General features: G+C 66.9%; 20 protein-coding genes. 7 read left to right on the top strand and 13 right to left on the bottom strand.

The features are described 5' to 3' along the window. Positions 1-2: 2 nt before the first annotated feature. Positions 3-689, bottom strand: a complete 687-nt coding sequence (ftsE, locus tag ACVOKU_RS09760; protein ID WP_053515652.1) for a cell division ATP-binding protein FtsE — start codon at positions 687-689, stop codon at positions 3-5. Between the two features lie 123 nt (positions 690-812). Next, complete coding sequence (rhlB, locus tag ACVOKU_RS09765; RefSeq protein WP_065174408.1) at positions 813-2540, bottom strand: ATP-dependent RNA helicase RhlB; 1728 nt, start codon at positions 2538-2540, stop codon at positions 813-815. Between the two features lie 522 nt (positions 2541-3062). On the opposite strand from rhlB, the gene trxA reads away from it, so the two are divergent. Beyond that, on the top strand, positions 3063-3392 hold the full coding sequence (trxA, locus tag ACVOKU_RS09770) for a thioredoxin (RefSeq protein ID WP_025878607.1): 330 nt from the start codon (positions 3063-3065) through the stop codon (positions 3390-3392). A 230-nt stretch (positions 3393-3622) separates the two neighbouring features. After that, positions 3623-5362: a transcription termination factor Rho gene (rho, locus tag ACVOKU_RS09775; protein ID WP_346475326.1), complete on the top strand. Its 1740-nt coding sequence runs from the start codon at positions 3623-3625 to the stop codon at positions 5360-5362. An 80-nt stretch (positions 5363-5442) separates the two neighbouring features. On the opposite strand, the gene ACVOKU_RS09780 is transcribed toward rho, so the two are convergent. Further along, the gene (locus tag ACVOKU_RS09780) at positions 5443-7974 is read right to left on the bottom strand and encodes a glycoside hydrolase family 3 protein (protein WP_481559787.1); all 2532 of its coding nucleotides are present in this window, start codon (positions 7972-7974) and stop codon (positions 5443-5445) included. Positions 7975-8315: 341 nt separating this feature from the next. On the opposite strand from ACVOKU_RS09780, the gene ACVOKU_RS09785 reads away from it, so the two are divergent. Beyond that, positions 8316-9323 (top strand): LacI family DNA-binding transcriptional regulator, encoded by a 1008-nt coding sequence (locus ACVOKU_RS09785; protein ID WP_053515642.1) that lies wholly within the window; start codon positions 8316-8318, stop codon positions 9321-9323. Between the two features lie 20 nt (positions 9324-9343). Here ACVOKU_RS09785 and ACVOKU_RS09790 read toward each other — a convergent pair whose 3' ends face one another. After that, positions 9344-10621 (bottom strand): sugar MFS transporter, encoded by a 1278-nt coding sequence (locus ACVOKU_RS09790; RefSeq protein WP_481559788.1) that lies wholly within the window; start codon positions 10619-10621, stop codon positions 9344-9346. Positions 10622-10639: 18 nt separating this feature from the next. On the opposite strand from ACVOKU_RS09790, the gene ACVOKU_RS09795 reads away from it, so the two are divergent. From ACVOKU_RS09795 to ACVOKU_RS09810, 4 genes are all read left to right on the top strand, one after another. Further along, a complete protein-coding gene (locus tag ACVOKU_RS09795; RefSeq protein WP_481559789.1) occupies positions 10640-10930 on the top strand; it encodes a hypothetical protein in 291 nt (96 codons plus the stop codon). 100 nt (positions 10931-11030) lie between these two features. Next, on the top strand, positions 11031-14024 hold the full coding sequence (locus ACVOKU_RS09800; RefSeq protein WP_481559790.1) for a TonB-dependent receptor: 2994 nt from the start codon (positions 11031-11033) through the stop codon (positions 14022-14024). Positions 14025-14146: 122 nt separating this feature from the next. Beyond that, positions 14147-15163: a cupin-like domain-containing protein gene (locus ACVOKU_RS09805; protein ID WP_481559791.1), complete on the top strand. Its 1017-nt coding sequence runs from the start codon at positions 14147-14149 to the stop codon at positions 15161-15163. 114 nt (positions 15164-15277) lie between these two features. Next, positions 15278-16852 carry a sensor domain-containing diguanylate cyclase gene (locus ACVOKU_RS09810; protein ID WP_074900002.1) on the top strand — a complete coding sequence of 525 codons (1575 nt, stop codon included), beginning with the start codon at positions 15278-15280 and terminating at the stop codon, positions 16850-16852. A gap of 17 nt (positions 16853-16869) precedes the next feature. Here the strand turns inward: ACVOKU_RS09810 and aceK are convergent, their stop codons facing one another. The 9 genes from aceK to queF all read right to left on the bottom strand — a co-directional run bounded on the left by aceK (position 16870) and on the right by queF (position 25803). Beyond that, positions 16870-18600, bottom strand: a complete 1731-nt coding sequence (aceK, locus tag ACVOKU_RS09815; RefSeq protein ID WP_053515635.1) for a bifunctional isocitrate dehydrogenase kinase/phosphatase — start codon at positions 18598-18600, stop codon at positions 16870-16872. A gap of 92 nt (positions 18601-18692) precedes the next feature. Beyond that, on the bottom strand, positions 18693-19052 hold the full coding sequence (locus ACVOKU_RS09820; protein ID WP_053515634.1) for a hypothetical protein: 360 nt from the start codon (positions 19050-19052) through the stop codon (positions 18693-18695). Positions 19053-19105: 53 nt separating this feature from the next. Further along, the gene (locus ACVOKU_RS09825; protein ID WP_128987687.1) at positions 19106-19522 is read right to left on the bottom strand and encodes a roadblock/LC7 domain-containing protein; all 417 of its coding nucleotides are present in this window, start codon (positions 19520-19522) and stop codon (positions 19106-19108) included. Beyond that, positions 19515-20063, bottom strand: a complete 549-nt coding sequence (locus ACVOKU_RS09830) for a GTP-binding protein (protein WP_481559792.1) — start codon at positions 20061-20063, stop codon at positions 19515-19517. The genes ACVOKU_RS09825 and ACVOKU_RS09830 overlap by 8 nt, the downstream gene beginning before the upstream one ends. Continuing rightward, complete coding sequence (locus tag ACVOKU_RS09835) at positions 20056-21021, bottom strand: hypothetical protein (RefSeq protein ID WP_481559793.1); 966 nt, start codon at positions 21019-21021, stop codon at positions 20056-20058. Before ACVOKU_RS09835 ends, ACVOKU_RS09830 begins: the two co-directional genes overlap by 8 nt. A gap of 309 nt (positions 21022-21330) precedes the next feature. Beyond that, positions 21331-23553 (bottom strand): NADP-dependent isocitrate dehydrogenase, encoded by a 2223-nt coding sequence (locus ACVOKU_RS09840; protein ID WP_481559794.1) that lies wholly within the window; start codon positions 23551-23553, stop codon positions 21331-21333. A gap of 296 nt (positions 23554-23849) precedes the next feature. Continuing rightward, positions 23850-24356, bottom strand: coding sequence for a hypothetical protein (locus ACVOKU_RS09845; RefSeq protein ID WP_481559795.1), 507 nt, complete (start codon positions 24354-24356; stop codon positions 23850-23852). Between the two features lie 47 nt (positions 24357-24403). Beyond that, positions 24404-24697, bottom strand: a complete 294-nt coding sequence (locus ACVOKU_RS09850) for a LysM peptidoglycan-binding domain-containing protein (RefSeq protein WP_053515622.1) — start codon at positions 24695-24697, stop codon at positions 24404-24406. Between the two features lie 287 nt (positions 24698-24984). Then, positions 24985-25803, bottom strand: a complete 819-nt coding sequence (gene queF / locus ACVOKU_RS09855) for an NADPH-dependent 7-cyano-7-deazaguanine reductase QueF (RefSeq protein WP_481559796.1) — start codon at positions 25801-25803, stop codon at positions 24985-24987. Between the last annotated feature and the right edge of the window lie 443 nt (positions 25804-26246).

Genomic DNA, 26246 nt, shown 5'->3' on the forward strand with positions numbered 1-26246 from the left:
CGTTACTCCGCCAGATCCTGCGGCGAGATGTCGTCCACCAGCCGGCCGTGGTCGAGAATCAGCACGCGCTTGCGCATGCGACGCAGCAGGGGAAGGTCGTGGCTGACCACCAGCACGCTGGTGCCGCGCGCGGGCAGCTCGGCGAACAGGGCCATGATCTCCGCCGCCAGGGTCGGGTCCAGGTTGCCGGTCGGCTCGTCGGCAACCAGCAGCTTGGGTTCACCCACGATGGCGCGGGCGATGCCCACACGCTGCTGTTCGCCGGCCGACAGCTGCGATGGCAGTGCCTTCTCGCGATGGCCCAGGCCCATCCGTTCCAGCACGGAACGCACGCGCTTGCCGATGTCGCCACGGCGCGTACCGCGCAGGATCAGCGGCAGTGCCACGTTCTCGGCAATGGTCCGGTCCATCAGCAGGCGATGGTCCTGGTACACCGCACCGACCGCGCGCCGATGGCGCGGGACGTCGCCGCCGCGCACCTTCAGCAGGTTGCGCTCGTCGAAGACCACCGCGCCGCGGCTGGGCCGCTCGTCGAGGTGGATCAACTTGAGCAGCGTGCTCTTGCCCGCCCCGGAATGGCCGGTGACGAACAGCATTTCGCCCGGCGCGACCTCGAAGCTGACATCGATCAGTGCTTCGTGGCCACCGGCGTACTGTTTGCTGACATTGTCGAAGCGCAGGACACTCATGCCCCGATTATGCAGGACCGGCGCGAAGTATCGATAGCGCCGGGACACGCCCGGGTGGAATCGTCGATCTGCCGCTGCGCGCGCCGGGCATGGCCCGGCGCTACCGCTGACCGGGCGCGCCGATCAGCCGCCCGACAGCATCCGGCGGATCTTGCGGCCGATGCGGGTCAGGAACGAGTCGGCGGCGTCGGTGCTGCGCACCGGCTTGGCCACCACGTGAACCGGCGTCACCGGCGAGGCACCGTTGCCGGCGCTGCCGTTGGCGACCATCGCCTCGCCACCCTCGACCGGACGGCCATGGCGACGACGACGGCGCTTGCGCGGCTTGCGCTCGCCGTCCGCCGCGAGCTCCGGAGCACCTTCGGCACGCGGCGGACGCGGCGGGCGCGGGGCCTGGGCCGGGGTGCCGGACCCGGCACCTTCCACCGGCGCGGTCGCGCCCTGCTCGCCTTCCACCCGCGGCTTGCGCGGACCACGCGAGCGGCGTTCGCCGCTGCGCTCGCCATCGCGGCGCTCGCCACGGCCGGCGCCGGAGCGACCACCGCTGCGGCCACCGCCACGACGCTCTTCCTCGGCGGCACGGGCTTCGCGCGCCTCGCGGAAGATCTGGCCGACGCTTTCGTTCTCGTCACCGTCCTCGCCAGCGACCGTGGCCGGGCGTTCCGGACGCGGCAGTGCGGTCATCAGTTCCTTGGTGACCGGCTCGGACGGAATCTTCTGCTCGATGTAGGCCTCGATGTCCGGCAGGCTCATCGCATAACGCTCGCAGGCGAAGCTGATCGCGTCACCCTCTTCGCCCAGGCGTGCGGTACGGCCGATGCGGTGCACATAGTCTTCGGCGTCGAACGGCAGGTCGTAGTTGTAGACGTACTTGATGCCGTCGATATGCAGGCCACGGGCAGCCACGTCGGTGGCGACCAGGATTTCCAGCTGGCCCTTCTGGAAGCGGTTGAGCAGGCTCTCGCGCTTCTTCTGCGGCACGTCGCCGGACAGGACGCCGACCCGGTACCCGGCCTTTTCCAGCGAACGCGCCACGCGCTCGACGAAGACCTTGGTGTTGACGAAGACCATGGTGCGGGCGCCTTCGCTGCGCGAGAGCAGGCCCAGCAACAACGGGATCTTCTCGTCGTCGGCCGGGAAGTAGATCTTCTGGCGCACGCGCGCGGCGGTCACTGTTTCAGCTTCGACCACCAGCTTCTGCGGCTCGTTCATGTGCTCGTAGGCCAGCTCCAGCACACGATGGCTGAGGGTGGCGCTGAACAGCAGGGTCTGCCGGGTGGTGCGCTCGGGCATGCGGCGCAGCAGGAAGCGGATGTCCTTGATGAAGCCCAGGTCGAACATGCGGTCGGCTTCGTCCAGCACGCAGATCTCGCAGGCGTGCAGCGAAACCACCTTGTGCTGCTTGACGTAATCGATCAGGCGGCCGGGGGTGGCGATGATCACATCCACGCCCTGCTGCAGGATCTCGCGCTGCTTGTCGTAATCCACGCCACCGTAGACGAGGGCGAAACGCAGGCCCAGGTCGGAACCGAACTTCACGGCGTCCTTGTGGATCTGGATGGCCAGCTCGCGAGTGGGCGCCAGGATCAGCGCGCGCGGGTCTTCCGCCTTGCGGTCGGCCAGCGCCGGGCGGCTCAGCAGGCGGTTGACCACGGCAACCAGGAACGCCAGCGTCTTGCCGGTGCCGGTCTGGGCCTGGCCGGCGACATCACCACCGGCCAGCGCGACCGGCAGTGTCAGCGCCTGGATCGGGGTGCAGCGGGTGAATCCGGCTCCTTCAAGGCCGGCCTGCAGGGCCGGATGCAGCTCAAAGGAGGAAAAGGTCAAATCGGTCAGCGGTTTGTCGCTCATGAGTCCGTCTTGGTATGGCCACCGGCCAGCGGGCGGGCGGCACTGCATCGTCTGGGGGCACCGTCGCAAACTGCGGCCCCTGCGGCGGGTCGGCGGACCGGGACCACCGGGTCCGCGCGCCGCTCAATGCCCCAGTTTAACGCACTCCGGCGGCCAAACCGGAATGAGCCGTCTCACGCGACCGCGAGACAGGCCCGTGCGGGACGCCTCTTCACCCAGCCACACCGCGCTTGAACAGCCCTGCCGGGGGCGCTGGAGTCCGCGCCTGCCGGCCCCCACCTCAAGAAGACAGTGAAATCCGACACATACCGCGCTTCGAAGCGATCACGATACGCTGGGTTCCAGCCGGCGACTGTCCATGCCCCGCGATAGGGGTACACTGCCGGCCGTGAGCGTCCAGGCATCCCGCCGAACGCACCGCGGCAGGACGCCGCGAGGCAACGACGAGGGTCGCGCCACCGGGCAAGGCCCAGTTCACCCACCTCCGGCCTGGCCGGGTGCAATCCAAGACGAGAAACCAAGATGAGCGACAAGGTTGTACATGTCGGCGATGCCGACTTTGATAGCGCCGTGCTGAATTCCAAGGAACCGGTGCTGGTCGATTTCTGGGCCGAGTGGTGTGGCCCGTGCAAGATGATCGCCCCCGCGCTGGACGAGCTGGCCGATGCCTACCAGGGCCGTGCCAAGATCGCCAAGGTCAACGTCGACAACAATCGTGCGCTGGCCGCCAAGTACCACGTGCGTTCGATCCCGTACCTGGTCGTGTTCAAGGATGGCGAGAAGGTCGGCGAGCAGATCGGCGCGGTGGGCAAGGCCCAGCTGGCCGGCCTGCTGGACAAGGCCCTGGCCTGATCCTGTAACGACTCCGGCAGCCGCCCGGTGCGGCTGCCGGCAGGCGCGGACCGCGCCTGCATGAATGCTGTTCCCGGCGACCCTTGCACGGCGCCGCGGGCCGATGATAGTGTCGGCACATCCGGCCGCGTTCGCGTGCCGCACCTTCTGGACGCAGTTTCTTCCAGACCCATCCCCAACGTTCGCCGCCCCAGCCGGGCGCTCGCACCTTCAAGCGAGGAATAACGCTCTTGTCCGATAACACTCCCGAAACCGGCAGCGCAGAAGCGCCCGCCGAAAAGCGCGTGCGCAAGGCCCGCGTGACCAAGGCTGCCGCACCGGCCGCCGCCGAAACCAGCGCGCCCCCCGCGCAGCCGACCCTGCCGCTGGCCGCCGCGCCCGAAGCACCGGCGCCGGCCGCAGCCGCTCCCGCGCCGAGCGCGCCCGCCGCCGAGGCCCCTGCCAGCAGTGGCGGCGGTGAAGGCGGTGAGGGTCGCGAATCCGGCCAGCCGCGGCAGCAGAACCCTCAGGGTGGCGGCCAGCATCCGCACAACCAGAATGGCCAGCAGGGCCAAGGCCAGGGTCAGGGCAACCGCCGTGACCGTTTCCGCAACCGCCGCGACCGCGACCGCAACAACCGCTTCCGCGATGACGGCATGCCCAACGAAGGCGGCGAGCAGCAGGCGTTCGTGCCGCGCGTGCAGCCGACGGTGCCGGAAGGCTTCCCGGTCTATTCGCTGAGCGATCTCAAGCGCATGCCGGCACAGAAGCTGCTGGAAATCGCCGAACAGCTGCAGATCTCCGAAGGCGTGGCGCGTGCCCGCAAGCAGGATGTGATCTTCGCCCTGCTGAAGGTGCTGACCCGCCATGGCGACGGCGTCGCCGCCGATGGCGTGCTGGAGATCCTGCCGGACGGCTTCGGCTTCCTGCGCGCGGCCGAAGCCAGCTACCTGGCCGGCCCGGACGACACCTACATTTCGCCCAGCCAGATCCGCCGTTTCAACCTGCGTACCGGCGACCACCTGTCCGGCCGCATCCGCTTCCCGAAGGACGGCGAGCGCTACTTCGCGCTGTCGATCGTGGACACCATCAACGGTGAGCCGCTGGAAGCGTCGAAGAACAAGGTGCTGTTCGAGAACCTGACCCCGCTGTTCCCGCGTCGCCGCTTCACCCTGGAGCGCGGCAACGGTTCGTCGGAAGACATCACCGGCCGCATCCTCGACCTGATGGCCCCGCAGGGCAAGGGCCAGCGCTCGCTGATCGTCTCCCAGCCGAAGGCGGGCAAGACGATGATGATGCAGCAGGTCGCCACCGCGATCACCACCAATCATCCGGACGTGCACCTGATCGTGCTGCTGATCGACGAGCGCCCGGAAGAAGTGACCGAAATGCAGCGCACCGTGCGCGGCGAGGTCATCAGCTCGACCTTCGACGAGCCGGCCGCACGCCACGTGCAGGTCGCCGAAATGGTGATCGAGCGCGCCAAGCGCCTGGTCGAGCACAAGAAGGACGTGGTGATCCTGCTGGACTCGATTACCCGCCTGGCGCGCGCCTACAACAACGTCGTGCCGAGCTCGGGCAAGGTGCTGACCGGTGGTGTGGACGCCAACGCCCTGCACCGCCCGAAGCGCTTCTTCGGTGCCGCGCGCAACGTTGAAGAAGGCGGCAGCCTGACCATCATCGCCACCGCGCTGGTCGACACCGGCTCGAAGATGGACGAGGTGATCTACGAAGAGTTCAAGGGCACCGGCAACAGCGAAGTGCACCTGAGCCGCCGCATCGCCGAGAAGCGCGTGTTCCCGGCCATCGACATCAACCGCTCCGGCACCCGCCGCGAAGACCTGCTGATCGAGCCGGAACTGCTGCAGAAGATCTGGATCCTGCGCAAGCTGCTGCATCCGATGGATGAAATGGCCGCGATGGAATTCCTGCTGGACAAGATGAAGAACACCAAGTCCAACGACGAGTTCTTCGGTTCGATGAAGCGTTAAGAAGAAAGCCCCGCACTGCGGGGCTTTTTTTTTGCTCGGGAACGGCGCATTCGCCGGGCATGGCCCGGCGCTGCCTTCGGTTACGGGCAGGCCACCGCGCCCTCGGCGGTGGCCGTGTTGGCCGTCAACCTGACCTGGGTGAAGGCCGCGGCGAACGGCGCGTCGGCGCTAACCACGAACGGGGCTTCCACCGCGCCCAGGTCCACGCCGCGCTTTGCAAAGCAGGCCAATGGCACGGTCACCGTCTGCTTCTGCCCGGGCGCCAGCGCGACCAGCTGCGGGGCGATGTCCACCCCGCCCTCACAGCCGCTGCCACACTGCATGGTCACCTTCACCGGCGATGCCGGGCGCTTCACCAGCTGCACGTCGAACTGCAGCGCGCCGTTGCTGCGCGCCAGTGCGCCGAGATTGCGGCGCGAGGTGCTGCGTGCGATCAGCTGCGCCGGGGCCCGCCAGGTCACCTCCTTGGCGTCCTGCTGGGTGTTCACCTGCACGGTGCGCACCTGCACCACCGGCTTGGCGGTGGGCCAGCGCAGCGTAGCGTTCAGATCATTGCCAAGCGGTTGGGTCGCTCCCGCGGCGGCAACGTGCAGGGCGAATGGCGGCGTGTCGGCGCGGTTGAAGATCGGCAGCACGGTGACTTCGCCGCAGCTGTCCGGGTCAGCTTCCTCGAGCCTGGCGACCTTGCCGCCCTTGGCGTAGCTGAGGCCATAGCCAAGCGCGAACAGCGCCGGCTTCTTCGCGTCGGGCTGGTCGATCGGCGCCGGGCACGGCACGCCCGGCCACGGGAAGCTGAGGCGTCCACGGAAGTCGTGTGCCGGCTTGCCGCCCTTGCCCGCCACCAGCACATCAGTCACGCCCTTGCCTTCGGTGCCCGGCAGCCAGGCGGCGACGAAGGCGCTGGACAGATTGAGCAGGTCGTTGGCATACATCGGGCGACCGGACAGGTAGACGGTCACCACCGGCTTGCCGGTTGCAGCTGCGGCCTTCAGCGCGGCCAGGTCCTGCGGGTAGGCCCGGCTGTGGCTGACGGTATCCGAAGCGAGAATATCGCCGTTGGTTTCCGCATAGGGCGTCTCACCGATCACCGCCAGCACCACGTCGAAAGCCTTCGGATCGACGCCTTGGCCATCGGCGCTGAAGCTGACCTTGTCCGCACCCAGTTCGGCGCGCAGCGCGCCCAGCACGGAATCGGCGTTGGGAAAATCGGAATTCCTGTTCTCGGTGCCCTGCCAGGTCAGCGACCAGCCACCGGACTGGTCGCCGATGCTGTCGGCGCTCTTGCCGACCACCAGCACCCGTGCATCGCGGCGCAGCGGCAGTACCTTGCCTTCATTCTTCAGCAGCACCAGCGATTCGCGCACGGCACGCCGGGCCAGGTAACGGTGCAGCACAGCGCTGGCATCGCCGGCGTAGCGGCTGTCGGACGGCTTGTGGTCGAACAGGCCCGCGCGCAGCTTCACCCGCAGGATGCGGGCGACCGCATCGTCGATGCGCGCCAGCGGAATCTCACCGCTCTTCACCTGCGCGGTGGTGTTGGCGATGAACGCTTTCCAGTCGTCGGGCACCATCACCATGTCGATGCCGGCATTGATGGCCTGCGCACAGCTGTCGTTGCGGCAGCCCGGCACCTGCGCGATGCCGTTCCAGTCGGAGACGACGAAGCCATCAAAACCCATCTTGCCCTTCAACGCATCGGTCAGCAGCGCCTTGCTGCCGTGCATCTTGCCGTAGTCCACGCCTGCGGCGCGGTCGTTCCAGCTGTTGAACGAGGCCATCACCGTCTGCGCACCCTCGGCAAGCGCACCGTAGTAGCCCTGCGCGTGGATGTTGATCATGGTGTTCTTGTCGACCAGCGCCTCACCCTGGTCGCGGCCGTTGTCGGTGGCACCATCGCCCAGGTAGTGCTTGGCGGTGGTGACCACGTTGCCGTCGTCCTTGAAGGTGCCCTGTGCTCCCTTCACGTAGGCGTGGGCGTAGCTGCGGATCACCGCCGGGTCGGACGAATAGCTCTCATAGGTGCGGCCCCAGCGAGGGTCATGGGCCACGGCCAGGGTGGGTGCGAACACCCAGCCGATGCCGGTGGCGCGCACCGAGCGCGCGGTCGCCTCGCCGATGCGTTCGATCAGTTCGGCATCGCCGGCCGCGCCCAGGCCGATGTTGTGCGGGAACAGGGTCGCACCCAGCACGTTGTTGTGGCCGTGCACCGCATCGGTGCCCCAGATGACCGGCACCGGCGTCTTCGCATCGGTTGCCAGCGATGCAGCGTGGTAGGCATCGGCCAGCTGCAGCCAGTCCTGCACGCTGGCGTGCTTGTCCATGCCCGGCCAGGAGCCGCCGCCATTGAGGACCGAGCCGATGTAGTAGCGACGCACCTCGTCTGGCGTGATGGTCTTGATCTCGGCCTGGGTCATCTGTCCGATCTTCTGCGCCAGCGTCATCTGCGCAAGGATCTCCTGCACGCGCCTTTCGATATCCGCATCGGCAGCGATCACGCTGTGGACGCGCGGCCAGTCCTGCAGGCGTTCGCCCGTGGACGGCGCGGCACCCGCCGATGCGGCAAGGGCGGCCAGCAGACAGCCGGCAAGAAGGGTCTGGGTGGGGCGCTTCACTGGGCACTACCTCCGTGGATGACGTTCCTGGCGTGCGGGACTGCAGCGGCACGTCGGCATGGGCGATCGGACGCCCGTCCTGACAGCGCTGTCATATAAGCCTGCCTGCATCGTGTCAATGAGCGATCGCACATCCTGTGGCGGCAATCGCGTAACGGCGGGCTTTGCGGCCGACGCAGCACACGGCCCGCGGCGGTGGGTGTTGCGACGCGACAAGAATTCAGGACGTGCCAGTCCCCCTCGCGTCGTGGCACCATCCGCCTGCTCCGGCAACACCGACATCGCAGGTACGCACTACCATCGGCGCGTAGCCGCCGCCTTCCAGGAGGATCCACCGCATCATGCGCAGTCGAATCGAGGATGTCGCCGCCGTTGCCGGGGTATCGATCAAGACGGTGTCCCGCGTGCTCAACCGCGAGCCGAACGTGCGCGAGCAGACCCGCGAACGGGTGCTGGCGGCCGTGGCGCGCCTGGGCTACAAGCCCAATCTCTCCGCGCGCAGCCTGGCCGGACAGCGCTCGTACGCGCTGGCACTGGTCTACAACAATCCTTCGCGCAACTACCTGATGGAAATCCAGAACGGCATGCTCGAGGCCTGCCACGCACAGCACTACAACCTGATCCTCGGCCCGGTGGGCACTGGCCGGCGTACCCTGCCCGACATGACCGCGCTGTTCGAGAACTCGCGTCCGGATGGCGTGGTGCTGATCCCGCCGCTGACCGACGACGAAGTAGTGCTGTCGTACCTGGAAGAGCATGACATTCCCTTCGCCTGCATCGCCCCGCGACACCCGGAAGGACGCATCGGCGTGCGCATGGATGAAACCACTGCGGTGGTCGAGCTGATCGGTCACCTGGTCGCGCAGGGCCACCGCCGCATTGCCCACATCAAGGGGCCGCGCGCGCATGGTGCATGCCAGTGGCGCTACGCCGGTTACCGCCAGGCCCTGCGGCAGGCGGGTATCGCCTACGATCCGGCGCTGGTGGTCAACGGCCAGTTCTCGTTCGAGTCCGGCGTGGACGCGGCCAACCTGCTGCTCGACATGGATGAGCCTCCCACGGCGATCTTCGCCGCCAACGATGACATGGCCGCAGCCGTGTATCGCGTCGCGGGCGAACGCGGGCTTCGCGTGCCGCGCGACCTCTCGGTGTGCGGGTTCGACGACACGCCGATCGCAGGGCACATCTACCCTGCACTGACTACCGTGCGTCAACCGACCTCGCACATGGGGCGGCTGGCCACCGAACAGCTGATCGAGCACATCCGTGCCGAAGCCGCTGGCCGCATGATCACGGTCGAGCACGCAGTACTCGAACGCGAGTCGACCGCCGCACCACGGCGACGTTGAGCCAGCGGCGAAGCTGCGGCTCACGCGGCAGGCAGCCGCGAACCCTTCCATGCATAGAAGGCAATGTAGAGATAACACAGCGCCGGCAGCAGGAACGACAGCTGCAGGCCGTGATTGTCGGCAAGCCAGCCCATGGCCAGCGGAATGACCGCACCGCCGACGATGGCCATCACCAGCAGGCTTGAAGCCTGTCCGGTGAGAGCTCCAAGGCGGGTGATCGCCAGCGCGAAGATGGTCGGAAACATGATGGAGTTGAACAGTCCGATGCTCACCACCGCCCACTTGGCCAGGCCACCCGTGGTGGAGACGGTGATGCCGAGCAGCAGCACCACCGCGAGCGCGAAGAGACCGAGCAGCCAGCGCGCATCCAACCGCGCCAGCAGCGCCGCGCCAAGCAGGCGCCCGACCAGCGCACCGCCCCAATAGAGCGAGACATAACCGGTGGCCTCCTGCTCGGTCATGCCCTGGCCGATGCCCGGCGAGGACAGGAAGTTGACCAGCACGCTGCCGATGGAAACTTCCGCGCCCACGTAGCAGAAGATGGCCAGCACACCCAGTCGCACATGGCGGTGGCGCAGGACGTCCCACGGCCGGCTTCGCGCGCCGGTGCGTTCCTCCACGCCGGGAATGGTGGGAAGACGGAACATCCAGATCGCTGCCGCCAGCAGGAACAGGACCACGGCCAGGCCGAAGTACGGCAGCTGCACCGATTGCGCTTCGGCTGCACGGTAGGCCAGCGCTTCGGCCTGCGGCAACAGCGCCAGCTGCTCCTCGCTGCGCGGCTGCGCCGACAGGATCAGCAGGCCACCGAACAGCGGTGCCAGCGTGGTGCCCAGCGAGTTCATCGATTGCGCCAGGGTCAACCGGCTGGAGCTGGTGCGCTCCTCACCCAGCAATGCCACGTAGGGGTTGGCGGCCACCTGCAGCACGGTGATGCCGGTGGCCAGCACGAACAACGCCGCCAGGAACAGCCCATAGACATGGGCGGCCGCAGCCGGCCAGAACAGCAGCGAGCCGACGCCTGCAATGGCCAGCCCGGCGACGATGCCGCGCTTGTATCCCACCGCAGCCACCAGCCGGCCAGCAGGCAGCGACATCAGGAAGTAGGCGCCGAAGAAGGTGAACTGGATGAGCATCGCCTGCACCCAGCTCAGCGCGAACGCCGCTTTCAGGTGCGGAATGAGGATGTCGTTGAGGCAGGTCAGGAAGCCCCACATGAAGAAGATGGCGGTGACCACCCCCAGTGCGTGGGTGGTGCCCTGCACGTGATGTCCTCGAACGGTCGTTGCTGTGTCCATTGCTTGTCCTTCCAGTCAGTGATCGAAGCCATCCTGTGGTCAGGCGTGACATTTGCAGCCATTGTGATTGTCCAGCGCTGTCAGTCCAACGAATGCCCTGACACGTGCGGGCTGAAAGCTGATCCGCGCAGTTTTGTTCTGCACCGCACAACACTTTCCTGCCCTCGTGTTGGCAGCGCTGTCATCCCTGAAAAACCGCTGCAGATGCCGTCGCACAAGGCGTTTTTTCCGAAGCGACGAGGTTCTGGCAACGATTTCACAGCGCGCCTTGCGACCGCCGATGCGGCGCACTTCATGGCAGTTTGTTGACAACGCTGTCAAGCGTCGCTCCAATCCGGGCCACATGCAGTAGTCCGTGATTGAACGAAGCAGGATCGCCATTACCGACTTCCCTGGGGAGGGAGCTTCCATGAAGACGTACAAGGCAGTACCTCGCAAGACGATGCTCACTTCCGCGCTGCTGGCTGCGCTGGCCGCCCCGGCATGGGCACAGGACGCACCCGCCGCCAGCGAACCGGCCGATCCGACCACGCTCGATGCGGTGCAGGTCACCGGTATCCGCGGCAGCCTGACCTCATCGATGAACCTCAAGCGCGACAGCCAGGGCGTGGTTGACGGCATCGTCGCCGAGGACATCGGCAAGTTCCCGGACACCAACCTGGCCGAATCGTTGCAGCGCATCAGCGGCGTTTCCATCGACCGCACCTCCAGCGGCGAAGGGTCCAAGGTGACCGTGCGCGGCATTGGTCCGGACTACAACCTGGTGCTGCTGAACGGGCGGCAGATGCCGGCGTCGAATCTGGGCAACGGCGGCGGCGGCCTGTCCGGCTCGCGCTCGTTCGACTTCGCCAACCTCGCTTCCGAGTCGATCTCTGCGGTGGAGGTATACAAGACCAGCCGCGCCGACAATCCTGCCGGTGGCATCGGTGCCACCATCAACATCAAGACACTGCGGCCGCTGGAGTCCGAACCGGTGATCAGCCTTGGTCTGAAGGCGGTCAACGATTCGTCCAACGACAACCTGCCACGGACCCTGCGCGGCTCCAACGTCACCGGCGAGCTCTCGGGCATCTTCAGCCAGCGCTACGCCGACGATCGCTTCGGCGTGACGTTCAGCGCCAGCCACCAGGAACGTGATTCCGGCTTCAACCAGGCCACCGTGGCCGAGGGCTGGGCCACGTTCAAGGGCAACGAGAGCGCGGACTGGCGGGCACTGCCGCTGCCGGGCCAGGGGTATTCCGACCGCATCACCAACCGCCCCGGCCCCGACGACGTCTACGCACGTCCGCAGAACACCGCCTACAACGTCAACGGCGTGCAGCGGCAGCGCACCAACGCGCAGGCGACGTTCCAGTGGAAGCCGGCCGACAATGTCACCACCACGCTGGACTACACCTATGTCGAGAACAAGGTGCAGCAGCAGCGCAGCGAACTATCGGTCTGGTTCAACTATGGTCCGGGCGACAGCATCTGGACCAACGGCCCGGTGTCCGCGCCGATCATCTACAGCGAGGACATGACCAATTCGGATGTGTCGATGGGCGGCGCCAAACTGGCCACCAAGACCGACATGCACTCGCTGGGCTTCAACGTCGACTGGGAAGTGAACGACGCGCTGGACCTGTCCTTCGATGTGCACAGCGCCGAGTCGGAATCGCGACCGGACAGTCCCTATGGCTCGGCGGGCGTGCTCGGCGTGGCCGCCTTCGTGCGTGGCACCACCACCGTCGACTACAGCGGCGACCTGCCGATCATCAACATCGCACTGCCGCCGGGCGGCGTGCAGGCCTCCGACGCACTGGTCACCGGCTCGGTGTTCCAGAACAGCTACAACAAGTCCAAGGTGCAGCAGTACCAGGGCCGCGGCACGTTCCGCTTCGCCGACTATTCGGCGCTGGACTTCGGCGTGGGCCACACCCAGGTGGAGAACCGCTCTGCCTCGGCCATCATGCAGCGCAACAGCTGGGGCGGTCTGGGCTCTCCGGCCGACTACGCCGATGACATCTGGTACGCCGACAACATGGGCAAGTACTTCAAGGCATTCTCCGGCCACAACGATCCGCGCCTGACCGGCCAGTTCCTGGTGTTCGACTTCGACCGCCTGATCGGCCGCGCGGCCCAGGTCGGCACCGATTCCGATCCGGCCTGCCCGAGCTGCTACTACGCACCGACGGAATACTCCGAGGACATCCGCACCACCGAGAAGTCCAAGAGTGCCTACCTGCAGTACCGCACCACGTTGGATTGGTCGATGCCGCTGCACGTGGCCGTCGGCGCGCGCTACGAGCAGACCGAGGTGGAGTCGAATGCGCTGGTGCGCGTGCCGACCGGCATCAGCTGGAGTTCGGCCAACGAGTTCAACATCGACTACGCCGCCGATCGCGGCTTCGTCGGTGGCAAGGGCAAGTATGACTACGTGCTGCCGAACGTTGATCTGAAACTGGACCTGGCCGAGACGCTGGCGCTGCGCGGCAGCTACAGCCGCACCCTGGGCCGGCCGAGCTGGACGCAGATCCAGAGTGGTCAATCGCTGGCCGACATCGTGCGCACCCAGGGCGGCACCGGCACCCGCGGCAATCCGGGTCTGGAGCCGCTGATCTCGGACAACTTCGATCTGTCGCTGGAGTGGTACTACGGCGAGGCCAGCTATGCCTCCGTGGGCTTCTTCCGCAAGAACATCAAGAACTTCATCAGCGATACCATCGTGCGCGAGAACGCCGGCACCCTGCATACGCCGGTCGGTGGCGCGTACTGGAACGAGGCACTGGCATCGGGCTGCGGCACCACCGACATGCCCTGCATCCGCGACTACATCTTCACCAACCATGCCGGGGATCCTGGCGTGACCTATACCGGGCGCAATTCGGCAGGGCAGATGACCGGCACCATCGTCGGCCAGCCCAACGACCCGGTGGCCGGTTTCGATATCACGGTACCGGCCAACCAGCACTCGGATCACCTGGACGGCTGGGAAGTGGCGGTGCAGCACCTGTTCGGCCAGTCCGGCTTCGGCGTGGCCGCGAACTACACCAAGGTGAAGTCGGGGCTGACGTTCAACAACCTCAGCCTGGGCGACCAGTACCCGATGATCGGCCTGAGCGATTCGGCCAATGTGGTCGCGTTCTACGACAAGAACGCCTGGCAGATCCGCGCGGCCTACAACTGGCGCGACAAGTTCCTCAACGGCATCGGTGGGCAGGGCCCGAACCCGAACTACACTGCCGCGTACGGTCAGCTCGATCTCAACATCAGCTACGCGGTCAGCGAACAGCTGACGCTGAGCCTGGAAGCAATCAACCTGACCGACGAGACCATGCGCACCTATTCGCGGCACACCAACATGCTGCGTTATGCCACCCAGACCGGTCCGCGCTACATGTTCGGCGTCCGCTACAAGTTCTGACCGGCGCCGGAGGCCTCGTGGGGCCGGGGGAAGGCCCGCCCCCCCCCCCCCGGTGCATGATGCGCGGACCCAAGGCCGCCGGGCACGGGCCCGGCCCTCCATCACGCCCAGGATGTCCACGCATGCTGCCCCACCCCCGACCCATCGATGAAGTGCGGGACCTGGACCCGGATGAGCTGCCGGCCCGGCTGCACACCTGGACCACGCCGAAGGTGATCCGCGGGCTGGTCGCGCACTGGCCCCTGGTCGCGGCCGCGCGCCGCTCGCCTGCGGAGGCGGTTGCGCACCTGGCCGCGTTCGACCACGGGCAGATGCCGGTGACCGCGACCACGGCAGCACCCGACGCCGGCGGCCGGCTGTTCTACAACGCGGACATGAGCGGCTTCAACTTCCGCCGCGAGCAGGTACCGTTGAAAGTGGTGCTGGCCACGCTGCTGAAATACGCCGCCGATCCGGCGCCGCCATCGATCTACGTGGCATCGACGACGCTGGACAGCTTTCTGCCCGGCTTCACCCTGGCCAATCCGCTGCAGCTGGGTGTGGACGAACCGCTCAGCAGCATCTGGATCGGCAACCGCTCGCGCATTGCCGCCCATCAGGACGTACCGGACAACCTGGCATGCGTGGCGGCCGGGCGCCGCCGGGTGACGCTGTTCCCGCCGGATCAGATCGACAACCTGTACATCGGCCCGCTCGATTTCACTCCCGCAGGGCAGGCGATCAGCCTGGTCGATTTCCACGCACCGGACCTTGATCGCTTTCCACGCTTCCCGCAGGCGCTGCAGCAGGCGCTGGTGGCCGAGCTTGAACCGGGCGATGCGGTCTTCATCCCTTCACTGTGGTGGCACCACATGGAAGGTCTGGAAACATTCAATGTGCTGGTCAACACCTGGTGGCGGCCGGTGCCGGCCTGGATGGACTCGCCGATGAATGCCCTGATGCTGTCGATCCTGGCCCTGCGCGGATTGCCCGCGGCGCAGCGCACGCAGTGGCGCGCGATGTTCGACCACTATGTGTTCGCCGACAGCGAGGCGGCGACCGCACACATCCCGACGCAGGCGCAGGGTGTGCTGGGAACGCTCGACGCAGCGGCGGCCGCGCACGTGCGCCAGACCCTGCTGCGCCGCCTGCAGCGCTGAGGCCGCCGGTCGCGCCGGGCTTCACCCGCGCCGACGCCGTTTCTGGCGATAATGCTGCCTGCATTCCGCCTGCGCCTGGCCGCATTGCGGTCCCCCCGTCCCATCCTGCTCCGCATGCGCCTGATTTCGCCCCGCCTCAACCTGGGCAAGCTGATCCTGGCCCTGGCCCTGCTCAGCGCCATCATCGCCCTGGCCAATACGCTGCTGGCCAGCTACCGCGTGCAACGCGACCAGCTGGTCGGCAACACGCTGGAGGCCAACCGCGTCTATGCCAGCAAGCTGGCCGAGACGACCCAGAACTTCCTGCTGTCCGCCCAGCAGCAGCTGGCCTACAGCGCGACCCGCCTGGGCGAGGCCGACATGGACCCGCGCCAGGCGCAGGGCGAAGCCAGCCGCCTGCAGCTGCAGTCGAGCAGCTTCAACTCCTCGCTGGTCGTGGATGCCGATGGCCTGGTGATCGCCACCTCGCCCCAGACGCTGCAGCTGCAGGGCGAGATCCTGCACAGCGCGGGCAACAATGCGGCACTGGCCTCCCGTCAGCCGATGATCAGCGATCCTTACCAGTCGGCCACCGGCAAGCTGCTGGTCTCACTGTCGCATCCGATCTTCGACGGCCAGGGCCGGTACCGCGGCTATGTCAGCGGCACCCTGTACCTGCGCCAGCGCAGCGCGCTGCATACGCTGCTGGGTACGCATTACTACCGCGACGGCTCGTATCTGTATGTGGTCGACCGCCATGGTCGCCTGCTGTACCACGTCGAAGGCGAGCGGGTGGGCGACTATGTGGTCGGCAATCCGGCGGTGACGGCGGTGATCCACGGCGAGCGGGGAGCACAGCAGGTGCGCAACAACCGCGGTGTATCGATGCTGGCCGGCTATGCCCCGGTCGCTGTCACCGGCTGGGGCATCGTCGCCCAGCGGCCCACCGAAGCCACCCTGCAGCCACTGTCGCGGCTGATGTCGGCGGTGATCTGGAACGCGATCCCGCTGGGTGTGTTGTCACTGGTGGTCACCTGGTGGTTCGCCCGGCGCATTTCGCTGCCGCTGTGGCAGCTGGCGCGCAACGTGCAGGCCGGCGAGGACACCGGCAACGCGATCAGCCATGTCAACGGCATACGCGCCTGGTACTTCGAGGTTGCCCAGCTCAAGCATGCGGTGCTGCACAGTTTCAACGCGCTGCAGGACCGGATCGGCACGCTCAACCGCGCCAGCCGCACCGATCCGATGACCGGTCTGTTGAATCGTCGCGGGCTGCAGCATGCACTCGATGCGCTGCAGGCGCAGGGCATTCCCTTCGCGATCCTGGCGCTGGACATCGATCGCTTCAAATCGATCAACGACGGCCATGGGCATGACGTCGGTGATGCCGTCATCGTCCATATCGCCGAGCAGATGCGCCGCCACTCGCGCGAGAGCGATCTGTTGTGCCGCGCTGGCGGCGAGGAGTTCCTGCTGCTGTTGCCGGGTATCGGTACCGAGCCTGCGCGCCAGGCCGCCGAGCGACTGCGCCAGCACATCGCCGATCACCCCTTCGCACCGGTCGGCACGATCACGGTGTCGCTGGGCGTGGCCCATTTCCCCAGCTTCCATGCCGATGCCGAGCAGGCCCTGCGCCTGGCCGACAAGGCCCTGTACCTGGCCAAGGAACAGGGGCGCAACCGGGTGATCGTCTACCCCCACGCAGACTGAAGCGCAGGCGCGCGGGGCTACGCCAGCCGGTGGCTGGCGGCATAGGGCGGCGTGTCCGGATAGTCGCCACTGGCGAAGCGGGCCTGCAGGGCCTGCCACCAGCCGGGATCGAACAGGTGCCGATAGTGCTCACGCACGGCCGCCAGTTCGCCGGCGGGCAATCCCATGAAGGGGCCGAAGCGTTCGGGGAACACATCGCGCGGGCCAACATGGAACCAGGGCTCGTCGGCCATTGCCTCTTCCGGCGAGCTTGGCTGCGGCCAGGCACGGAACACACAGTCGCTGACCAGGCACAGTTCGTCGTAATCGTAGAACACCGCGCGGCCGTGACGTGAAACACCGAAATTCTTCGGCAGCATGTCACCCGGGAAAATGTTGTTGCGCGCCATGTCGGTGATCGCCTGCGCGTAGTCGAGTACCGCAGCGCGCACCGGCTCTGCGCCCTGCTCGCGCAGGTACAGGTTCAACGGGCGGAAACGGCGCTGCACGTAGCACAGCGCCACTTCCACTTCGTCGCCATCGACGCGGATGCTCTGCGCGCACTGGCCCAGCAGTTCGTCAAGCAGCGCCGGCGCAAAGCGGTCGCGCGGGAAGCGCAGGTGCCGATAGGGTTGCGCGTCCAGCAGGCGGCCGACACGGTCCAGGTTGAACACCAGCGCGTACTTCTCTTCCACCTGCTGCCGTGACATCGCCTTCGGCCAGGCGAAACGATCGCGGATGAGTTTGAACACCAGCGGATAGCTGGGCAGGGTGAACACGGCCATCACCATGCCGGGGGTGCCTTCGGCGTGGACCAGGCGCTCGTGTGGATGTTCATTGAAATGGCGGAAGAAGGTGCGGTAGCGCTCGGTCTTGCCCTGCTTGGCACGGCCCAGCACGGTGTAGATTTCGTCGATCGGCTTGCCCGGCAGCAGGCTGCGCAGGAACACCACGGCGTCGCCGACGGTGGCCAGGTCGGCCTGGAAATAGCTGCGCGACACGCCGAACAGGTGGGCGACATCGCGGCGACGGGTCAGCACTGCATCGGCACGCAGGCCCTGTTCGTCGTTGACCAGCGCGATCACGCAGGGCGAGAAGCGATGCTCGCCGAAGACGCGCCCTACCAGATAGGCGCGACGCTCGCGGTAGAACACGGTATCCAGCAGTTCGATGCTGCGTACCGGCGTATCGCCCCAGTGCGCAAGATCATCCTGCAGCCGTACGGCGATGGCGGCGGCGCAGCGCAACTGGTGCGCATAGGGAACATCGAAGCGATAGTCAGCCAGCACCCGCTGCAGCGCCTCCACCGGGCGCGTCGGCGAGACCGCATAGGTGTGCCGTGCGACCGGATGGGTGATCGCATCGGACGGCTCGACATCGAAGGCGATGAACTCCACCGCCGGGTCCACGCCACGGGTGGCGAACAGCCGCCGCGACAGCGTGTTGTAGAAGGTCTTGTACAGCTCGGCGTCGATCAGCCCCTGCAGCAGGGCGCTGTAGGCGCCGTGCACCTGCAGCCACAGGGAGCGCTCGCCGATCGCCTCGCCGGCAAGCCTGCGCAGTGCATCCATCTGCTCGGCGATGCACAGATCGTACAGGGCGATGCGCTCGACGGCGTCCTGGCGGGCACCGTTCCAGTCGCGCTGCTCGAAGCGCTGCCGCGCGCGGGCGGTGATCGCCGCGAAGCGGGCATGGTACTGCTCGAATCCATCGCGGATGGCGCCTGCGATGCGCGGCGCCAGTTCGGCAGCGATGTCAGGCGTGGACATGCAGGGCTCACCGGAGAAGATGGCTCAACCATACGCCGGCGTGGGGTGGAATGGGTAGAGCCGGGCCATGCCCGGCTCCAACAGGCATCGGCTCAGATGGCCAGCTCGGCTTCCACTTCCTGCACCTTGCGCCGGGCCAATGCCAGATTGGATTTGCTACGGTCCAGCACGATGTAGAAGAACAGGCCCTTCTTCCTGGCCACCGGGCGCATGATGTGGTACGCCTTGCCCAGCGAGATCAGGATGTCCTCGATGCTGTCGTTGAGGTTGAGCGACGCTGCGGTTTTCATCTTCGCGCGGATCACTTCGGTGTTGCCGGCTGCCGCCACTTCCATGTCCATCCCCGCACCGGCTTCGCCCAGCAGCATGCCGCTTTCATAGTCGACCAGCGCCACGGCCTGCGCGCCATCGATACCCATCAGTGCATTCAACGATTCATTCAATCCAGACACGTTGCACCCCTTGTCGGTGTAGGTTCGAGCCCCTCGTTCCCCTGCGGCCGGGCTCACGGTCCGCCGAGTTCGGCCAGGATCGCCTGGCCACATTCCCTGCTCTGCCACAGCACCTGGCCGATCACGCTGCGCTGGTCGCAGGCTGCCATCAGCAGAAGCGGCACACGCCCTTCACCGTGGATGGCCAGCATCAGCACCTTGCCGCCCGCGGCTTCCAGCATCAGCGTCTGCAGGTCTCCCAGAACCAGCTCGCGCCCTACCGCTGCCGCCAGCGCCAGCATTGCGCTGGTCATCGCGGCCAGGCGTTCACCACGCCCTTCGGCACCGGCACTGACCAGGGCGAAGCCATCGACACTGGCCAGCACCACGGTGCGCACCCCTTCCACTCGTTGCTGCAGATCCTGCAGCAACGGCTGCAGACGTTCGCGCTGGCGTGCATCGGGCAGCAGCGCGGCCTGTCCGTCAGCCATGCGCGGTCACCAGCGCGTACGCTTCGATCTCGCTCATCAGCACATCCATCAGCAACAGCCCCTGTTCGCGGTCGCGCGCATCCAGTGGCAGCAGCGGCAGCGGTTGGCCGTCGATCTGCGCATGTGCTGCCCAGTGTTCCATCGCGGCCGCCGGTGCCTGGTCCAGATGGGTCACCGCCACCACCAGTGCCAGCGCCGGTCCGAACGGCCGCAGCACCTGCAGGTAGCCGTCCAGTTCGGCAGCCACGCCGGCACGTCGGCCATCCAGCAGCAGCACCGCGCCGCGCGCGCCCTGCAGCAGGATCGGCCACAGGAAATCAAAACGTTGCTGACCCGGTGTACCGTACAGGCGGAGACGCTCGCCATTGGGCAGATCGATGTCGGCGTAGTCGAGCGCCACCGTGGTCGATGCCTTGTCGGCGCCAAGCCGATCGCTGTTGGCGACGTCGGTGTCCACCACCATGCCCGTGGCGATGCTGCGCACCAGCGTCGACTTGCCGCTGCCCATGCCGCCCAGCACGACCACCTTGTGCTCACGCATTGCGTTCGCTCCCGCGCAGGTGGCGCCACAGCCGGGCCAGCAGCCCGCTGTCGTTGCCCGTGCCGCGCATGACCGTCACCGTCGCCGCAGGCGCCGGTTGCAGCTGCGCATAGCCACACAGATACGCGGCGTGCACGAAATCGCGTACTGCAGCCTGCGGAAGGTCGAGCAGCACGGCACACTCGTCCACCGTACAGGCGCGCTTGAGCAGCAGCGAGCACAGGCGGAAGCCATCGTGATCGTGGCCCAGTACGCGGAAGTCAGGCCAGCGCAGCAGTTTCACCGAGGCGACGCGCAGGCGCTCGTCCAGGGCCTGCCAGTGCGGGCTGCGCTGCGCCCACTGCCACAGCAACGGGCGCAGTGGCTGCCGGGTGCGATCTGCCGCCTGGGCCTGCAGCTGCGCTGCTGTCAGCGCATCGAGCCAGAGCTGTTCGAACCCCCGCGCAAGGCGTTCGACCAATGCCACGACGGGCTCGTGCAGTGCGATGGCCTGGTCCTGCTCCAGGTCCAGCAGCAGCAGGGGCGCAGCGGCATCGCCCAGCAGCGCGTATCCCTGCCGTAGTGGCAAGCGCTCGCGCAGCAGGCGGGTGATCGCGTGTGCACCATCGGCCAGGCGGATCGGCGCAGGCGCGTGTGGAATTACGGGTTCCGGTGGGCGCTGCATGCCACGCAGTGCGCGGCCGATGGCGCCGTCATCGAGCACACGCTGCTGGCCATCGCCATCGCGCAGCTGGCCACCGGGGTCTTCGATCCAGCACTGCAGGCGGGGCCGCTGCTGGCGCATGCGCAGGGCCGCGTTGCGCAATGCGGGCGTATCGCGGATGACCAGCAGATCACAGTCGTCCAGATCCTGGCTGCGGCGGATCTGGCCGTCAGGCAGGGCCGAAGCGATGCGCAGGCGCCTGAGCAGGGCCTGCTCTCCCTGGATATCGGTTCCCACTACCAGCACGCGTGCCATCCGTGTTCCCCGTGCGACCGCCTCCCCGGCGATCTCGCGTCGCCAAGGCTAGGTCATCGCCCGCGGCATCCGTCGTGATCGACCGCTCAGATTGACAGTGCCCGCGAATGCGCACGCATCGGTTCTGCGACGGCCATCGCGGGCAAGTTTCATGCCGTATTGACGACATTCCGACAGCTGACCGAAGTCACGGTTTCATCGCTTGGGATCAGATCCCTTTTGCATGGCAAAACGGGATCTGACCCCAGAGCCCAAAAAGAAACCCGCGCCGAAGCGCGGGTTCCGGGGTCACGACCGAACGGCGATGGATCAACCGCGCAGCTGCTCCAGCGCGGCGTTGAAGGTCGCGCTCGGGCGCATCGCCTTGCTGGCCTTTTCCACGTCCGGGCGGTAGTAGCCGCCGATGTCCACGGCCTTGCCCTGCACTGCGATCAGCTCTTCGACGATCTTCTGCTCGTTGTCGGTCAGGGCCTTGGCCAGCGGGGCGAAGCGTGCCTTCAGTGCGGCATCCTCGTCCTGCGCGGCCAGGGCCTGCGCCCAGTACAGCGCGATGTAGAAGTGGCTGCCACGGTTGTCGATGCCACCGAGCTTGCGCGAAGGCGACTTGTCGTTGTCCAGGAACTGGCCGTTGGCTTCGTCCAGCGCCTTGGCCAGCACACGGGCTGCTGCATTGTCGTAGCGGTTGCCCAGATGCTCCAGCGACGCTGCCAGCGCCAGGAACTCACCGAGCGAATCCCAACGCAGGTAATCCTCTTCGACGAACTGCTGCACATGCTTGGGGGCCGAGCCGCCGGCACCGGTTTCGAACAGGCCACCACCGGCCATCAGCGGCACGATCGACAGCATCTTGGCGCTGGTGCCCAGCTCCATGATCGGGAACAGGTCGGTCAGGTAGTCGCGCAGCACATTGCCGGTCACCGAGATGGTGTCTTCGCCCTTGCGGATGCGGGCCAGCGAGAACGCGGTGGCTTCCACCGGCGGCAGGATGCGGATGTCCAGGCCGGCGGTGTCGTGGCTCTTCAGGTACTGCTCGACCTTGGCAATGACCTGCGCGTCATGGGCGCGGGCGGCGTCCAGCCAGAACACGGCGGGGGTGCTGCTCAGGCGCGCGCGCTCGACCGCCAGCTTGACCCAGTCCTGGATCGGGGCGTCCTTGGTCTGGCACATGCGCCAGATGTCACCGGCTTCCACCGCGTGCTCGAACACCACGCTGCCCGCGTCATCGGTGACCTTGACCACGCCGTCGGCGGCGATCTGGAAGGTCTTGTCGTGCGAGCCGTACTCTTCGGCCTTCTGCGCCATCAGGCCGACGTTCGGCACCGAGCCCATGGTGGCCGGGTCGAAGGCGCCGTGTGCCTTGCAGTCGTCGATGACGGCCTGGTAGACGCCGGCATAGCAGCGGTCCGGGATGACCGCCTTGGTGTCCTGCAGCTTGCCTTCGGCATTCCACATCTTGCCGGAGTCGCGGATCATCGCCGGCATCGAGGCGTCGACGATCACGTCGCTCGGCACGTGCAGGTTGGTGATGCCCTTGTCCGAGTTGACCATCGCCAGGCCCGGGCGCTGCGCGTACTCGGCCTTCAGGTCGGCTTCGATGGCGGCGCGGGTCGCCTCCGGCAGCGACGGCAGGCGGGCGACCAGGTCTCCGATGCCGTTGTTGGCATCGAAACCGGCCTGCCGGATGGCGTCGGCGTGCTTGGCCAGCACGTCCTCGTAGAACTCTTCCACGACCACGCCGAACATGATCGGGTCGGAGACCTTCATCATGGTCGCCTTCAGGTGCAGCGAGAACAGCACGCCCTGGCTCTTGGCATCGGCGATCTGCGCTTCGATGAAGGCAGCCAGCGCCTTGCGGCTCATCACGGCGGCATCAACGATCTCACCGGCCTTGACCGCGGTCTTTTCCTTCAGCACGACGGTGCTGCCGTCATTGCCATGGAAGGTGATCTTCAGGGTGCCGGCGTTGGCGAGGGTTGCCGACTTTTCGCTGCCATAGAAGTCGCCCGCGTCCATGTGCGAGACGTGCGACTTCGAATCGGCGGACCAGGCGCCCATGCGATGCGGATGCTTGCGGGCATAGTTCTTCACCGACAGCGGCGCGCGACGGTCGGAGTTGCCTTCGCGCAGCACCGGATTCACCGCGCTGCCCTTGACCTTGTCGTAGCGCGCCTTGTAGTCGCGCTGCTGGTCGTCGGCCGGCGTTTCCGGGTAGTCCGGCAACGGATAGCCCTGGTCCTGCAGCTCCTTGATGGCCGCCTTCAGCTGCGGCACCGAGGCGGAGATGTTGGGCAGCTTGATGATGTTGGCGTCCGGCGTGGTCGCCAGCTGGCCCAGCTCGGCCAGGTCGTCACTGACCTTCTGCTCCTCGCCCAGCAGTTCCGGGAACTGCGAAAGAATGCGCCCGGACAGCGAGATGTCGCGGGTTTCCACCACGATGCCAGCGGTGGCGGTGTAGGCATCGACGATCGGCAGCAGCGACTGGGTGGCCAGGAACGGGGCTTCGTCGGTCAGCGTGTAGAGAATCTTGGACATGGGGGACTTGGACTCTGTAGCAGTGCTCAGGGAAAGCCCGGCGGCAGCGCCGGACCACGTGCAACCGTGTCTCGCGTGGGGCCTGGCCCCACGCTTTCCCCCGTCGCCGTCAGGGTGGGCGCGCGGCGGGGAAACCCCTGCATTGTCGCGTTTTCAGCCGCGCGGGGCAAAGCCGCGCCATACGCGCCGGTACTGCAACGCAGTGATTCACCCGGCTGGGGGTGTCACGCAAAAAAAAAGACGCAGCCTCGCGGCTGCGTCCATCGTGAGCCCTGCCGGGAGAGAGTCGGCAGGACTTACTTGACCTCGAACTCCTGCGGCGTTCCGGCCGCCTTACCATCAACCATGACTTCGGCACGGTACTTGCCGGCCGGCCAGCCATTGGCATTCTTGAAGGTGATGTTGGTGGTCTCGGCACCGCTGGTGTTCAGCGTGGCATTCTGCTCGCCGGCGACCTGACCGTCCTGGAAGGTCAGCTTGGCGCCGACGTTGACGTTGTTGGCAGCACCGTCGGTACGGACCGACACGATCACATCGTCCTTCGGCGCGAACAGTGCTGCCGGAGCGACGGACTTGTCCGCTGCCGCCGTCTTGCCGACGGAGACGGAGGAGACGGCTACTGCCGCCTCGGACATCGGCGGCGGCGCGCCGGTCATCGGTGCCGGGGCCGTTTCGGCCGGGGTGGTGGCAGCGGGCGCTGCATTGCTGTCGGTCGACTCTTCCTTCTTCTTGCAACCCACCAAGGCGACGCTGCCCAACAGGGCGGTCAGCAGGGCGGTCTGGAGCGGCGTGGTCTTGATCATTCGGTGTTCCTCCAAGGATTGTCGGATGGCGTGCGGGCGCGGCCGGCTTACTTCGGTGGCAGTTTCAGGGTCTGGCCAGGGAAAATCTTGTCCGGGTCATCGAGCACGTCCCGGTTGGCTTCGAAGATCTTCTTCCAGGCATTGGCGTCGCCAAGATGCGCCTTGGCGATCTTCGACAGCGAGTCCCCCTTCTGCACGGTGTAGGTGCCGCCGCTGACCACCTCGGCGGTGCTGTCCACCGAGCCGCTGACGCCGGAGAAGTCCGCCTTCGGTGCCTGCTGGGCGGTACTGTCGACGCTGGCGCTGACGCCGGAGAAATCAGCCTTCTTCTCGGTACTCATCCACAACTCCCGTCTGCATGACTACGTGGTTCGCACGGTGCCATGGCGGTTGTTAAATGGGGATGGTGCAGATGTGAAGCCGCCCCCCGGGGTGGCTGAACAATCGGGAGATGGACACCCCCTGCCCGCTGCACGGCCGGTAGCGCCGGGCCATGCCCGGCGGCGGTGGCTGGGCCCGCTGCGCTCGCCGGGCGTGGCCCGGCGTTGCCGTAACCGCCTGCGAGGGATCGGTGGGCCCGCTGCGCTCGCCGGGCGTGGCCCGGCGCTACCGTAACCGCCTGCGGCGGTTACTGGCGCAGCTCGCGGTAGGTCGCGGCCGGGGCAGCAATGCCGGGGCTGGCGCGCCATGGATTGATGTCGAGGCCGCCGCGACGCGTGTAGCGCGCTTCCACTTCAAGCCATTGCGGCCGGCAGCGCGCGGAGACCTCGCTGAAGATCCGCTCCACGCACTGCTCGTGGAATTCCGCGTGCTCGCGGTAGCTCACCAGATAGCGCAGCAGGCCGGTCCGGTCGATCTTCGGCCCCCGATAGCGCAGGCTGACCGTGGCCCAGTCCGGCTGGCCGGTAACCGGGCAGTTGGATTTCAGCAGCGCGGAGACCAGGGTCTCCTCCACCACTTCACCCGCAGCGGCAGCAAGGAAATCGGCCTGCGGAGGGCCGTAGCAATCGATCTCCAGGTCCAGGCCGTCGATGGATTCGCCCAGCGGTACCGGGCGCAGTTCGGGCAGGCCGAACGCCACCTGCACGGGTGCGCCGGCACAGGCTGACAGATCGTCGACAAGACGCGCATGCAGTGCCTCGGCACTGTCGATGCGGGTGCTGTTGAGGGAATTCAGGTACAGCTTGAACGACTTCGATTCGATCAGGCACGGCGAGGTGCAGGGCACCTGCACGGTGGCGACGGCCACCTGCGGCTTGCCACGCGGGTCGAGCCAGCTCAGCTCGAACGCATGCCAGCGATCATGGCCGACGAACGGCAGTGCGGTGTCATCGAGGCCGATCTCGGCGCGGGCGGCACGGCGGGGGATGGGGAACAGCAGGCCGGGAGCGTACTGCGACGGGTAACTGACCTCGCGACCGAGGCTGGAATCCTGGGGGGTGTTCATGGAGGTCATTGTATCGCGCGGACGGCGGGCCTTCGGCCGGGCCGGCCAACGGCGGAGCCCCTCCGTGGTGGTTGAGAGCAGGATCTCGGGGTTGGCCGGGAGGATGGGTTGGCTGGGGGACGCCGTGAATCCGTCCATGGAGGCTCGGTCGCGCCATCCATGGCGCTCACGCCCCCAGCCAACCCACCCTCCCGGCCACGGACGGTTTCCCGCGCCACCCCGGGAAAGATCAGAAAAATCAAGATCAAAATCAGAAGCCGATCCTTCAGACATTCCTGATGCCTGCCGTGCCGACCAACGGTTGGCACCCACCATCAGCAGCAGGTTCCGACAGATCGCAGGAAACTGTCGAAGGCGGGGTGGGGGGGGGGGGGGGGGGGGGGGGGGGGGGGGTGGGGGGGGCCCGCCCCCCAGGAGGGGGGTTTGGGGAGACCCCCCAACCC

The organism is Stenotrophomonas sp. STEN147 (genome assembly GCF_056757995.1).